This window comes from uncultured Imperialibacter sp. (genome assembly GCF_963974565.1).
In the GTDB taxonomy this organism is placed as follows: Bacteria; Bacteroidota; Bacteroidia; order Cytophagales; family Cyclobacteriaceae; genus Imperialibacter; species Imperialibacter roseus.
Genome location: NZ_CAXBCJ010000004.1, coordinates 95,087 through 108,079 on the forward strand (window position 1 = coordinate 95,087; position 12,993 = coordinate 108,079).

Below are 12,993 nucleotides of genomic sequence, written 5' to 3' on the forward strand. Positions count from 1 at the left end.
TCCTATGTAGAGATAAACGCAAGTGAGGGAGGAAGCTCGGTGGTATTATTCGTTAGACTCAATTTCTCCAGTAGCTAAGATCACCGAACCATGAAATACATTCTTTTCATTTGTGCCGGACTTCTTCTCATAGCCTTAGTTGAACTTCCTTACGGCTATTACACTTTCCTTCGATTAGCAGTTACAATTGGAGCGGTTCTGGTGATTTACATTGAGTATTCGAAAAGTCTTAATTTTTGGATAATCATTTTTGGAATAATTGCTGTTTTATTCAACCCTATTTTCCCCATATACCTCAGAGACAGAGGGCTTTGGGCTGTAATAGATGTATTATGTGCCATTATTTTTGTTAGTAAGGGATTAAAAACCAAAAATTGATGACGAAAGATTACTACTCTATTCTCGGAATCAATAGGGATGCTTCTCAAACTGATGTAAAAGCTGCGTACAGAAAACTCGCTCTTAAATTTCATCCAGATAAGAATCCAGGAGATCCTTTTTTTGAACAAATGTTTCGGGATTTAAAGGATGCCTATGAGACTCTTTATGATCCAAATAAAAGGAGCCGATATGATGCAGGAAATAAGAATCAAAAAGCAACTGCTGAATCAAGGAAAACTAGAACTGAACCTAATGAACCGAGCCCGACCGAACTGGTAAACAGCGTTATCTCCAATCTTCGGCTGATGATAAATCAGACCAAGGGCGCATCAACTGAACAAATAAAAACAGGAGTCATTTCTGACTATCTAAACCGAATCCTAATTGGAGATATTATCAACTTGTATCAGTTCATATCGACTGATCAGAAAAGAGATATAATATTTTCAGTTATTCCGCTTCTTAGATTTTTCGACCAAAATCAAAGAAATAAATATGCGACTCAACTTGTAGTGATTGCTGGGTCAGACAATCAGTTAATTGAGGATATTGATAAGAAAATCAAATCTGAAACATCAAAGCAAAAAGTAAAAAATACGACGAGTTTTTTAGCACGAAATTGGAGATTGGTTGGCATAGTGGCTTTCATCGCTATTATTTATTTTGCTTACAGTGGGGATAACAACTCAAACACCTCCAGACCATCAAGAACAGTTATTATTGATGGTGAACCTGAAACAAATTCAACTCCTGACTATTCAGAATTAGAAAGAGGCAAAAAACCCAGCAAATGGAAAGGTAATCACCTTAAGACAGGAGATAGTCCCTACAATCATTATTTTGGACAAGGAGTTTACAATAAGAACTACGAGAATAGAGTCAAAATCCATAATGGCCAAGGAACAGACGTGGTAGTCTGCCTAACTCAATATAATAGCCCATACCGAACAATCAGGAATGAATATATTCGAACTGGGGAATCTTTTGAGATGACGAGTATTCCAAACGGAACATACTATCTGAAATCATTTTTCGGTAACGATTGGAATCCTGATACCCTTTTTATGGGGGAAGTTCGTGGATTCTTCGAGACTGGAGCTGGATTCAGTAAATCTGATAATTACAGTGATTTGCTTAATATTGAACAAAATAACTATCAATATTCTATTTATGAAATAACACTCTACCCTGTGGTAGGAGGTAACATGGAATCCGAGCCAATTAATGCGAATGAATTTTTTAAATAGGATAATGGATGGGTCTAACAAACACCAAAATCAATATGCCAATCATGCCCTCTGATGTGTCAATGCGAAAAAGAAGATATAGAGGTTTTAAGTAACTGTGGCGCATACCCATTTTGGTTGAGCGCTAACCGAATGAATCAAGCAATAAAAACAGCACTGATAATCAGCGTACTTTCTTTTGCGTTGAGTTCCTTCGGCATGGGTGAAGCATACCTGGTAAAGGAAAAAGCGGTAGCTTTTGAAAATAAGACCATAAAAGTCCCCCGGGTCTATTCAGTCATTCAGGGTGATACCACCAATATGAAAGAGGTGAATGAAAAAATTATTGAAAGGTTTAACCTGATTCCAAATGCTCCAGCCAATAGGGAGGATTTTGAAGACTTTGTTGGTTCGCTCCAATTTTTTGAAGATCAGGCAGGGTATCTGGATATCATCTACACTCATACTTTGAGGGACAACTTCCTTGAGATAGCTATAGAAGGTGACTATGCGGAATTTGGAGGAAACCCTTTATTTGAAATCTTTCAGACCTATAAAAAGGAGACCTTCTATGTGGACTTGATCAACAGCGAGGTATTTGATGCCATAGGGTATGAAAACGCAATCAAGTTAAGGAACTATTTCGAGCCGGAGGACTACTTGAAATTACTGTGCGCTACCTGGGTTCCGAAAATTAGGGAGGTTAAAAAGAGGTATCCGGACGACAAGGAATATGAAGCAGCCTGTGAAGACTGCTCTTCCGGTAATGCTTCGTTGCACGCTTTTACTTTTGAATATAAGTTGGACTCGGAAAGCTTAACCTTTTCACTTCACGGAGAAGCCTACTACAGAAATATGTGCTTTCAATCTTTTTGCTCGCCTCAACTCACGTTGAAGTACCCAATGGAAGAGGTGGCTCCATTATTCAAAAGCTCATTCGATTTTAATGACTACATCCACTTGGATGATAACCTCTCAAAGGTTATCTACTATAAAAAGAATCTTGAAGAACAGCGAAGAAACACCAAACTGATTTCAGGTAGAGTGAATGATAAGTATCCCTTTTTGATGGAGTTTACAATTGATCCATCAGGCGATGTAAGCGGGCACTACATGTATACATCAAAATGCCAGCTTCTCGAACTAAGAGGGAAGGTAATGGGCAATGGTAAAATCGAATTGAGTGAGTTGTTAAGCAACGAAGTGACTGGCCATTTTCTAATATCCTATGTAAAGGACATGGCAAGTGAATATGAACTCAAGCAATTTGACTGGTATTCGCCAGATAAGAGTAAATCATACCACGTTGTAGTAGATGATTTTGAGATTTACTAACGCCATTTTTAGAGAAGTCTACGGTTTGTTTCCCAAGCTGGCTCAAATGAGCAATGGCTATTGAGAAAATCAGCTTAAATTTTGAAAAAGTTATCTTTAGAGATAACTTTGCTGAGTGAATAGAAAAATAATCTTCTACGAAAATTACTTTATTGAATTTTATCAAGCACAGGATCAAAAGGTAAAGGGAAAAATCCAGTACGTTTTCGAGTTGATTAAGCAAGTTGACCGTGTTCCGGAGAAATTCTTAAAGCATTTAACGGGAATAGGTGGGCTTTACGAAATCCGAATTGAACATCAGTCAAACATTTATCGGATTTTTTGCTGTTTTGACGAAGGCCAGCTTGTGGTGCTTTTCAATGGGTTTCAGAAAAAAACACAAAGAACACCGCCAAAGGAAATAGACAAAGCAGTTCGGTTGATGAAAGAGTATTTTGACAGCAAAAGATGAAGTAATGAAAGACTATAAGAATATTAAGACATTCGATGAGTTGATTGAACTCGAACACGGAAAAATCGGAACCGAAAGCCGAAACAAATATGAAGAGGGGGCGCAGATGTTCATTGTGAGTGAAATGCTAAAAGCAGCCCGCAAAGAAGCAAAACTGACACAGGAGCAACTGGCCGAAAGATCAGGAACGAAGAAGAGTTACATTTCTAAGCTTGAAAATGGGAAAGTAAATATCCAGCTCTCAACGTTGATCAGAATTTTTGAGCAAGGATTGAATAGAAGAATTGGGCTGACTTTCTTGTAAATCACATGTGAGGGAATCTTCCAAGTATGACCTATGCGTCTGGTATGGATCTGGGTTAGTTCGACGAGGGAAGCGAAGCTGGCGCAACGCTTACACAACCATTCTGGATTTAATAAGCTCTATATTACTTTCCTTCACACCGAAGGTTTCTGCCAACTCTTGCCAATGAGAAAGTGCTTCAGCTGTCTGATCGATGATGACTGTTATCGCACTGCTTGAAAGGTGAGTTTGTTTCCCAAGTTGAATCAAATGGGCCATGGTGGGGGCCTGACCTTCACCCATCACCATCGTGCTTTGCTGCCCCCCAGGGCCGGAAGAAAAGGTCAGGTCGTAGGCAGGGGCGAGCGTCCAGTCTCCATGTTGATCCATCAAATACGAGAAGTTTTTTCCATGGTCATCTCTGTTGTGAGCCAGCACATTGAAAACAGCCAGCCTGAACATTTTCTCCACTTCTCTGGCGTCCTTGGTGAGGGCCAGCGTGAGCTCAAGCAGGTTTTCATAATCCAGCGCCGGTGTCCTGAAATTGGCATGCAGCAGTCCGCTGGCGGTGTGCATATGCCAGCGCCGACCGGGCGAGCAGTCGAAACGTTTGACAGCAAAATATCCCGGGCCTTTAGCAGCAGGAAAGAGGTAAGTGGCTGGCATGATCAGCCCCGCCTGTCGTGCCATCTGGGAGTAGACGTACTCAATGGCTCCGGGATCATCACCGTCATTGGCGTTGGGAAACTTCACCATCCAGTGCTCGTAGCCAGCAGGCAGCCGGTGTTTGCCATGAATAATATTTTTTTTCTCTCCATCTATGCCCACCAATACTTTTGGCCGTGCACCTGCTGAGGAGCCACCTAAGTCAATCAATTCCTTTAAGACCTCACTAGCCTCCCCATGCAGAACGTCCCGGGTCTGGTTGGCCAGTTTATTCAGGTCAAGGGGGCTATCGGACGTCTGGCTGCTGTGATCGGGTGCATACACCAAAGCCCCCGGACCGGTTGTGCCAATCAAGGCCAACCGGTCTAAAGGTGAAAATTCAGCAGGCAGTACACCCTGGCTTTTTAAAAAGCGATCCACGAGCAGGCGCCCCCAGCCGTCAGGCAGGCTGTCGTCAAATACGCCAGGCAATCCCTCAAAAAGAAATGGGTCGGAGCTGTGCAGCCCTGTTTGAAGGGGTAATTTGAAAGGGGAAATGGGTAGTTCAAGCGCAAGAAAAGATGGGTCGTACTCGAAGTAAATTCTATTGTCCCGGATGGCCAGTCGCCCTACCGGAACCGTGTCGCTGGCAAACTGAAGGCCAACTTTTATTTCCTTCACCGGTGTGTAACTGCTCATTTTTTCCAGCCTCGTTTGGGTGTGGCAGCCTTTTGGCCCTTCAGCACCTCATCAATGGAAGAAAATGGAGGCTGACTGCCGGTTGTTGCCTCCAATATTTTCTCCAGGCAACCGAGGGCCATGCAAAGCTTAATGAATGAAAGGAGGGATAGTACACCTTTTTGCTCAAATTTTCGAAGCGTTGGCAAACTTACGTCTGCTCTTTCCGCTAAACCTTCCTGGGTCAGTCCCTGCGCCAACCGGAGCGCCTTGATGTTTACCGCAAGCCTTTGCTGTGCTTTAGGAATCGATATAAGTAACATTATTGTATTAATTAATAGATAAATATAGTAATTAATAATATTATAGTATTAGTTAAAAGTCACTAAATTGATTGAGTTCTCCGGGAACCCGCTCAAGTCATTAAGCAATTAACTCCAATCGTTCCAAAATGAAACACTTCATTGTTTCATTTTGGTGCACTTTGCTGCTGGTTTTCGTTGTAATTACCTGATTTTTAGTATTTTGACATTTGGCACATCTTATGGCATGCAAGAACCATTGGATCAAAACCCTAAAAGAAGTCCCATGCTTTTCAACTACTTCAAAATAGCCTGGCGCAACATCACCAGAAACAAACTTCTCACTTTTATTAATATGGGCGGGCTGGCAGTGGGCATCGCCACCAGTTTGCTGATTATGCAATATGTTGCTTTTGAGCAAAGCTACGACCAGTTTTTTGAAAACAAGGAGCGCATATTCAGGGTAGACTGGAGCTTCAATCAGGACGGTGAGTCGACATTGGCACTCCCCAAGGCAGCATCAGGTGCTGGGTCCAAACTCGTGGCCGATTTTCCGGAAGTAGAAGCGATGACGAGGATTTACAAAACCTTTAGTCCTGTGAATGTCAGCTATCAGGACAAGGTTTTTAATGAGGGTGAAATCCTTTTCGCCAGCCAGGACTTCTTTACTGTGTTTTCCTTGCCCCTGACGTCTGGTGAGACGAAAAGTGTGCTGGACGGACCCAACAAGGTAGTGCTGAGCCAGTCGGCAGCCGATCGCTACTTTCCGGGCACTGATCCGCTCGGCAAGATGCTTCGCCTCAAGGAGGGTGACAATTGGGACATGAGCCTGCAGGTGACAGGTGTGATGGAAGATATGCCCGCCAACACCCATATGGAGGGTGATTTGATTGTTTCCTTCGACACCTATATCCATCCCGGTTCCTATGCCGATGGAAGTTTTTACTGGGTAAACTTTTACACCTACCTGCTCACCGCCCCCGGTACCACAAAAGAGCAGCTGAATGCCAAATTGAATCCATGGTTGGCTGCGAACGAGGCTTTCAACGATTCGAGTGAAGGAGACAAACCCACCGCAAGCGTGATGCCGCTGGAGGACATTCACCTGCACTCGCACTATACGCAGGAAATGAAGGCCAACGGCAGCTACCTGGTGGTCTACATCTTAATGGTGGCTGCGCTGATGATATTGGTTATTGCCTGGCTCAACTATATCAACCTGAGCACTGCGAAGGGGTTGGAAAGGGCCAAAGAGGTGGGCATAAAGAAGGTAGTGGGTGCCAGTAGAGGGCAACTGATTGGGCAATTTTTATTGGAAGCCAGCTTGACCAATGCCATGAGCATCGCTCTCGCTTTCACACTGTTTCAGTTTGCGCAGCCACTTATCCACCTGGTGCTTCCCGCACAAGCAGTGTGGAGCATTGTCTTTGAAGGTGAGTTGGTTTGGAAAATGTTTGTTGTACTGCTCGTTGGGGCTTTTCTGTCCGGATACTACCCCGCCGTCATTATTTCGTCCTACAAACCTGCCCATATCCTTAAAGGACGGGCTACACATTCTTCAGGAGGTCACCTGCTAAGAAGAATGATGGTTGCGCTTCAATTTGGGCTTTCGCTAACGCTACTGGTATCCACCTATACTGTAAAAGACCAGGTAAGTTTTATGCTCAATCAGGATCTTGGATTGAATATCGATCAGGTAGTGGTGGCCATGGCACCCAACGCCAGTGGAAAAGTAAAACCGGAACAGCTGGATCAGTTTAGAGCGGCCGTGCTGGCCCGGCCAGCGGTGACTGGTTTTTCGGCCACACGGATGATGCCAGGCGAGGCTATTTTTTATAATACAGCCGGGCAATCGTTTGGAGGTAGAGGCTTCAATAACAACTATGGGCAGGGAGGCATAGACTCCTATTTCATACCATTTATGGAAATAGAGTTTTTGGCTGGCCGCAATTTTGACCCAACTATGGAAACCGATAATAGAGCGGTGGTGGTAAATCAATCAGCGTTAAAGCTGCTCGACTTTGTAACACCTGAGGAGGCTATTGGTAAAAAGATATTTTGGATGGATGACGACTTTGGAGACTGGAATGTCATCGGTGTGGTGAAAGATCATCACCAATTTGGCCTGGCCAACGCTATTGAACCTATTATTTATTACCAGGAAGAGGAGGCACCATCCTATTTTTCCTTTAAGGTGTCGGCTGCAAACATGAAAGAATCAATTGATCAGCTCAGCGAGGTGTATGGCCAGTTCTTTCCTGGCAACCCCTTCGACTACCATTTTTTGGATGAACAGTTTGATGTGCAATACGATGCGGATCGTCAGGTGTTGCAGGCTTTCAGTGCCTTCTCCTTAGTTGCCATCATTATCGCCTGCCTGGGGCTGTTTGGTCTGGCGTCTTTTGAAGCCATTCAGCGCACCAAAGAGATTGGCATCAGAAAAGTGCTGGGCGCTTCCTTTTCTGGCTTGGCAGTGTTGTTCTCCCGCCGGTTCCTGGGTTTGCTGCTGATCAGCGCTGCATTTGCTCTGCCGCTTTGCTACCTGCTGATGGACGAGTGGCTGAACAGTTATGCCTTCAGGATGGAGCTTGGCTGGCTGGAATTTGTGCTGCCGGTCGGCATTTTGTTCGGGATATCAATGATTACTTTACTCTACCATACCCTGAAAACTGTGAGAATTAATCCTGTGGAGGCATTAAGAAGTGAATGAGCTCGCAAACTAGCTGTTGTGTTTCAACTCTTAGCTAATGGTCGGCAACCAATAACCAATAACTCATAACGAATAACCATATGTTCCGAAACTACCTCGTCATAGCCATTCGCAACCTTGTCCGCAACCGGATATTTTCATTGATCAATGTCTCCGGTCTGGCTATAGGCATTGCTTCCTTTCTGCTGATTGGTTTGTACAGCTGGCAGGTGCTGCATTATGATAATTTTCATAAGGAAAAGGACAGAATTTACCGGGTGGTAGAAACGGCTGACGACCCAGCCTGGCACGAAGCCTATCTGTCGTTTGGTCTGGCTAAGCAGCTAAGAGACGGCGGGGAGACTGGTTGGGACATTCTTCGCATAACAAGCGGCAACTACTGGATTGGAGGAGAGGAGAAGAGGTTCAAAGAGAAGGTCTTTTTCAGTGACGTCAACTTCTTCTCTGCGTTTGATATTCCGCTGGTGAGTGGAGAGAAAGAACAAACACTGACGCTAAAGAACAGCGTGGTGATCAGCGAAGCATTGGCGAAGAAGCTTTTTGGAGAGGCGAACCCTGTGGGGGAAATGGTAAAATTGAATGTCGACCGGGAGTTTGTTGTCACCGGAGTGATGGACAATGCTTCTGTCAATACAGTATTTGATGCTGAGGCCATCGTGCCATTTTCGAATATCAATGAGCTCTTTTACAAAGACGCAGAGAGCGGCTGGCACGATACGGGCTGCACGGTGTTCGTGAGAACCAGGGCGGAGAGCGAGGTGCCCAACGCAGAAAAACTGACAACTATTTTCCGCACCCATGTTCCTGAAGATTTTGCGGACGAGCGGAAACAATTTTATCTCCAACCCCTCACCGACCTGTATGTCAACGCATCGGGTTACAAATTCGAGGAATATGCTGGCGACACCCTCACCGCCATTTCCTACCAGCGGGTAATGACATTTGTGGGGGTGGGCATTTTCATCCTTGCCATAGCCATTATCAACTATTTCAACCTCACTACCAGCATTTTTGTGCAGCGGATGAAGGAAATAGGTATCAGGCGGGTGAACGGAGCGTCCAGGTCGCAGCTGAGGATGCAGTTTATCACCGAGGCTATTGTTACTACCCTGAGCGGATTGGCGCTTGGGTTGGCGCTTTCTCAGCTGGCGAAAGATTGGTTTGGTGACACAATGGGAGAGCCCCTTTCTACGCAGCTGCCGGGCGGCTGGCTGGCGGCTTTGGGCATTGTGGCCGTTTTTGGAGTATTTCTGTCGTTGGTGAACGGATCTTATCCCGCCTTTTACCTGTCGTCGAAGGCTGGCACCTTGCAAAGAGGGCAGTTCAAAGGGCCCGGCGAAAACAGCGGTTTTCGAAATGTGCTTGTGGTTTTCCAGATGACCATCTCGCTGGTGCTGCTCACCGGCTTAATGGTCATGACTTCCCAGCTCAACTACATGGAGCAAGCCGATCGGGGCTTCAATCAGGAGGGTGTGCTTACTATTGCCATCGACATGGCCAATGCCGAAACCCTGGGAAGCAAAGCGCCTGCTTTTGCCGAACAGCTGCGGAAAAACGCCGATATAGAGAGTGTTTCTTTGCACCAGGCCTCGATGGGCAGGTACATCAAGAACCTGTTCGGTGTTTTTGTGCCTGGAGCCGACGAGGAGCAAAGTATCCTCACCACCTACGCCGACGAAAATTACCTGAAGACTTACAGGATTGAGTTGCTCGACGGCGTTTCATTCGACGCCTTTTCCGATTCTTTGAAAATGACCAAAATGCTTATCAACGAAGCAGCTGCCAGATATTTGGGCTGGGAGGTAAATGAAGCGGTAGGGAAGTCGTTTCGCATGCATTGGAAAGGCGGGCCTGAGCACCAGGTGGCTGGAGTTGTAAAGGACTTTAACCTAAGGTCGATGCATTATGCCATCGAGCCGGCTATTTTCCTGTATCCAAAAAGTATCTGGCATAAGGAATATATCTCCATCAGACCTGCCGGCAAAATGACCGGTGACGTGTTGACTGGGGTAAAGAGTGCATGGGAAGCGACGATGGGCAGCTTTCCGATGGAATACTTTTTTACCGACGATGAATACAGAAAGAACTACCTGGCAGATGAACACCAGCAGCGGGGTATCTTCATAGCGTCCTTAGTTGCCCTTTTTATCGCCTGCTTCGGGTTATTTGGGCTGGCCAGCTATACCGTTGGGCGGAAGTCCAAGGAGATCGGGATCAGAAAGGTGCTGGGAGCTACCGTATCTTCTATACTGACGATGCTCTCCCGCAGCTATGTGGTGCTGGTAGGTATTGCATTTCTAGTGGCCTGTCCGGTAAGTTATTACTTTATTCAGCAGTGGCTGGATGGGTTTGCTTACCGAATTACCCCTGGGTGGTGGATGTTTGTGCTGCCGGGAGTAATGGTGATGATTGTGGCCTTGCTGTCGGTGTCTTTCCAGTCTTTGAAAGCTTCTTTGATGAATCCTGTAGACTCGCTTCGAAGTGAATGAAAAGTTAACCTAACCCTGGTTCAATGTTCAGCAACTACTTACTTGTTACTTACCGCCATCTCCTCCGGCACAAGCTGTACTCCGGCATTACGGTGCTGGGGCTGGCCGTTGGCGTGGCTACTTTTTTACTTACCTGGCTTTATATAGAAGGAGAAAGAAGCTTCGACCACTTCCACGAAAAGGGTGACGATACTTACAGAGTAACGCTCGACCGCTACCAGGGGGAAGACTTGATGTATAAAAAGGCGCTCACTTTCATCCCCACCGGCCCAAGACTGCATGCCGATCTGCCAGAAGTTGAAAATTACACCAGAATGTGGGAATACTCCCTGGAGGCACCTGTGGTGATCAACGTTGAGGAGGAAAAGTACAGTGAAACCAATGTGTACCATGTCGATTCCAGCTTCTTTTCCATTTTTTCTTTTGAGCTACTGGAGGGAAACCCAAAAACAGCACTAACAAAACTTAAATCGGTGGTCATAAGCGAGTCACTGGCTATTAAGTATTTTGGCAACGAAAGAGCGGTGGGAAAAACTATTCAGCGCACGAACTACAATGGGCCGGAAAGCTATGAAGTAACAGGTGTTTTCAAAGATGTGCCGTCTAATTCACATTTACAGTTCACCATGCTGTTTTCCTGGGAAACAATCACTCCAAGGGATGACAGTCAGTGGGGATGGGAGGGCTTTACCAATTTTGTGCTTTTGAAGGAAGGGATACAACAGACGGATGTGGAGGCCAAACTGCCGGACTTCCTTGCTAAGTACATCACCGGCCATTGGAAAGAAAGGAATGACAACAACGGACAGCGCTTAGAGTTGCACTTGCAGCCTTTGCTTTCCATTTATTTGGGTGAATCGCTTTCCGGAGAGACTGGTCCTAAAGGCAATGCATCATCGTTATATATCCTCGGCTTTAGCAGTTTGTTTATCCTTATTCTGGCCTGGGTAAACTGCATCAATCTTACTACCGCCAGACTTATGGATCGCTCCCGTGAAGCCGGCATGCGGAAGATACTGGGCTCAACCAGAGGCCAGCTTTTCCGGCAGTTCGTGGTCGAATCGATGGCCCTGCACCTGGTATCACTGGTGTTGGCATTTACCCTTACCCAACTTGGCCTTGCCTGGCTGTCCGGCTTCTCAGTAGTTGATAACAATTTGTTCCATTATTTCTCTCAGTTTGATTTCTTGTCACTGGTAGTTGTCGTTTGGTTGGTGGGGTCGCTGATTTCTGGTTGGTATCCATCGTGGTTATTGGCAACCGTGCAGCCTTCCGCTGTGCTAAAAGGTCAGCCCGCAAAGACGCCAAAAGGAGCAGCGATTCGTCACCTGTTGCTAGTAACCCAGTTTACTATTTCATTAGTCGCTCTTTCCAGCATGCTTGCAGTTCACTATCAGCTCGATTTTATGCTGAACCAACCGCTGGGGTTCTCAAAGGATCGGCGACTGGTGGTGGATATCCTTGAGTATCCTGGTCCGGGAGGAAGAGATTCCCTTTTCGTGAAGGAGATAGAAACCCTTAAAGATGACATGGAAAGGCAGTCTTTTATCAAAAATGCCAGTTTGTCGTCGGCGGTTCCTGGCTATGAAAATACATGGCAAGTGTCGGTGCTGAAATTGTTGGGTGAAGATGAAAGTGACCCGATTTATTCCAAGATGCTGCGTGTGGATGAGGACTACCTCAACGCCTTCGATTTGGAGTTGCTCGCAGGGCGCAACTTTTCTAAGGAGCTATCAAGCGATCAGAAGGAATCAGCCATTGTAAACGAATCCGCTGTAAGGGGCTTAGGACTCGCTAGTCCTGAAGAAGCCATTGGCAAAATGTGCAACTGCTGGGGTAATCGTACTATTATTGGTGTCGTAAAGGACTATCACACCCAGTCGCAAAGGGCAGTGGTGCAGCCGGAAGTGATGTGGTTAAACCCTGGCCCGTACAAGTACCTGACCTTTGCGCTTGGGCAGGAGACTATAAGAGAAAGCGTGGCCGCTATCCAAAGCGAATGGGAGACAACGTTCCCAGAAAAACCGTTCAGTTTCTTCTTCCTCGATGAATTTTATGACCGCCAGTATGCCCGAGATGAGCAATTTGGTGCAGTGATGACTGCCATGTCTGTGATCACCGTGTTGCTGTCTGTCACCGGCCTGTTTGGCCTTATCTCTTACCAGGCCACCCGCCGCCGCAAGGAAATAGGTATCAGAAAAGTGCTCGGGGCGTCGGTAGCCAACCTGATCTTGCTGCTGTCCAAAACCTATTTTCGCATTGTGCTCATTGCCATTGCGATTGGCTTGCCTGTGAGCTTTTGGAGGATACAGGAATGGCTTGACGGCTTTGCCTATCGGATTGAGCTGGACTGGACGCTGCTGTTCACGCCTGTAGTCGTGCTACTGGCCATCACCTGGCTGACAATGTATGTGAGAACGTTGACGACGGCCCGGGAAAATCCCGTGGATGCGTTAAGAACTGAATAGTTTAAGATACCAGAAACGAAGCTGA

General features: G+C 45.9%; 10 protein-coding genes. 8 read left to right on the top strand and 2 right to left on the bottom strand.

Going from position 1 to position 12,993, the window contains the following annotated elements; translation table 11 throughout:
- Positions 1 to 90: 90 nt before the first annotated feature.
- The 5 genes from AAC052_RS07115 (at position 91) to AAC052_RS07135 (ending at position 3,697) form a co-directional block, all read left to right on the top strand.
- On the top strand, positions 91 to 378 hold the full coding sequence (locus AAC052_RS07115) for a DUF6804 family protein (protein WP_339812058.1): 288 nt from the start codon (positions 91 to 93) through the stop codon (positions 376 to 378).
- Positions 378 to 1,628 carry a J domain-containing protein gene (locus tag AAC052_RS07120; protein ID WP_339812060.1) on the top strand — a complete coding sequence of 417 codons (1,251 nt, stop codon included), beginning with the start codon at positions 378 to 380 and terminating at the stop codon, positions 1,626 to 1,628. Before AAC052_RS07115 ends, AAC052_RS07120 begins: the two co-directional genes overlap by 1 nt.
- 132 nt (positions 1,629 to 1,760) lie before the next feature.
- A complete protein-coding gene (locus tag AAC052_RS07125; RefSeq protein ID WP_339812063.1) occupies positions 1,761 to 2,942 on the top strand; it encodes a hypothetical protein in 1,182 nt (393 codons plus the stop codon).
- Positions 2,943 to 3,057: 115 nt separating this feature from the next.
- Positions 3,058 to 3,393 (top strand): type II toxin-antitoxin system RelE/ParE family toxin, encoded by a 336-nt coding sequence (locus AAC052_RS07130; RefSeq protein ID WP_339812066.1) that lies wholly within the window; start codon positions 3,058 to 3,060, stop codon positions 3,391 to 3,393.
- Positions 3,394 to 3,397: 4 nt separating this feature from the next.
- Positions 3,398 to 3,697, top strand: coding sequence for a helix-turn-helix transcriptional regulator (locus tag AAC052_RS07135; RefSeq protein ID WP_339812069.1), 300 nt, complete (start codon positions 3,398 to 3,400; stop codon positions 3,695 to 3,697).
- A gap of 90 nt (positions 3,698 to 3,787) precedes the next feature.
- On the opposite strand, the gene AAC052_RS07140 is transcribed toward AAC052_RS07135, so the two are convergent.
- Together AAC052_RS07140 and AAC052_RS07145 are read right to left on the bottom strand one after the other, a co-directional pair.
- Entirely contained in the window at positions 3,788 to 5,020 is a 1,233-nt protein-coding gene (locus tag AAC052_RS07140; RefSeq protein WP_339812072.1) for a type II toxin-antitoxin system HipA family toxin, read from the bottom strand.
- Positions 5,017 to 5,322 (bottom strand): helix-turn-helix transcriptional regulator, encoded by a 306-nt coding sequence (locus tag AAC052_RS07145; protein ID WP_339812075.1) that lies wholly within the window; start codon positions 5,320 to 5,322, stop codon positions 5,017 to 5,019. The genes AAC052_RS07140 and AAC052_RS07145 overlap by 4 nt, the downstream gene beginning before the upstream one ends.
- A 226-nt stretch (positions 5,323 to 5,548) precedes the next feature.
- On the opposite strand from AAC052_RS07145, the gene AAC052_RS07150 reads away from it, so the two are divergent.
- From AAC052_RS07150 to AAC052_RS07160, 3 genes are all read left to right on the top strand, one after another.
- The gene (locus AAC052_RS07150; protein ID WP_339812078.1) at positions 5,549 to 8,011 is read left to right on the top strand and encodes an ABC transporter permease; all 2,463 of its coding nucleotides are present in this window, start codon (positions 5,549 to 5,551) and stop codon (positions 8,009 to 8,011) included.
- Positions 8,012 to 8,091: 80 nt separating this feature from the next.
- The gene (locus AAC052_RS07155; RefSeq protein WP_339812082.1) at positions 8,092 to 10,500 is read left to right on the top strand and encodes an ABC transporter permease; all 2,409 of its coding nucleotides are present in this window, start codon (positions 8,092 to 8,094) and stop codon (positions 10,498 to 10,500) included.
- 23 nt (positions 10,501 to 10,523) lie between these two features.
- The gene (locus AAC052_RS07160) at positions 10,524 to 12,968 is read left to right on the top strand and encodes an ABC transporter permease (RefSeq protein WP_339812085.1); all 2,445 of its coding nucleotides are present in this window, start codon (positions 10,524 to 10,526) and stop codon (positions 12,966 to 12,968) included.
- The last annotated feature ends 25 nt before the right edge of the window (positions 12,969 to 12,993 follow it).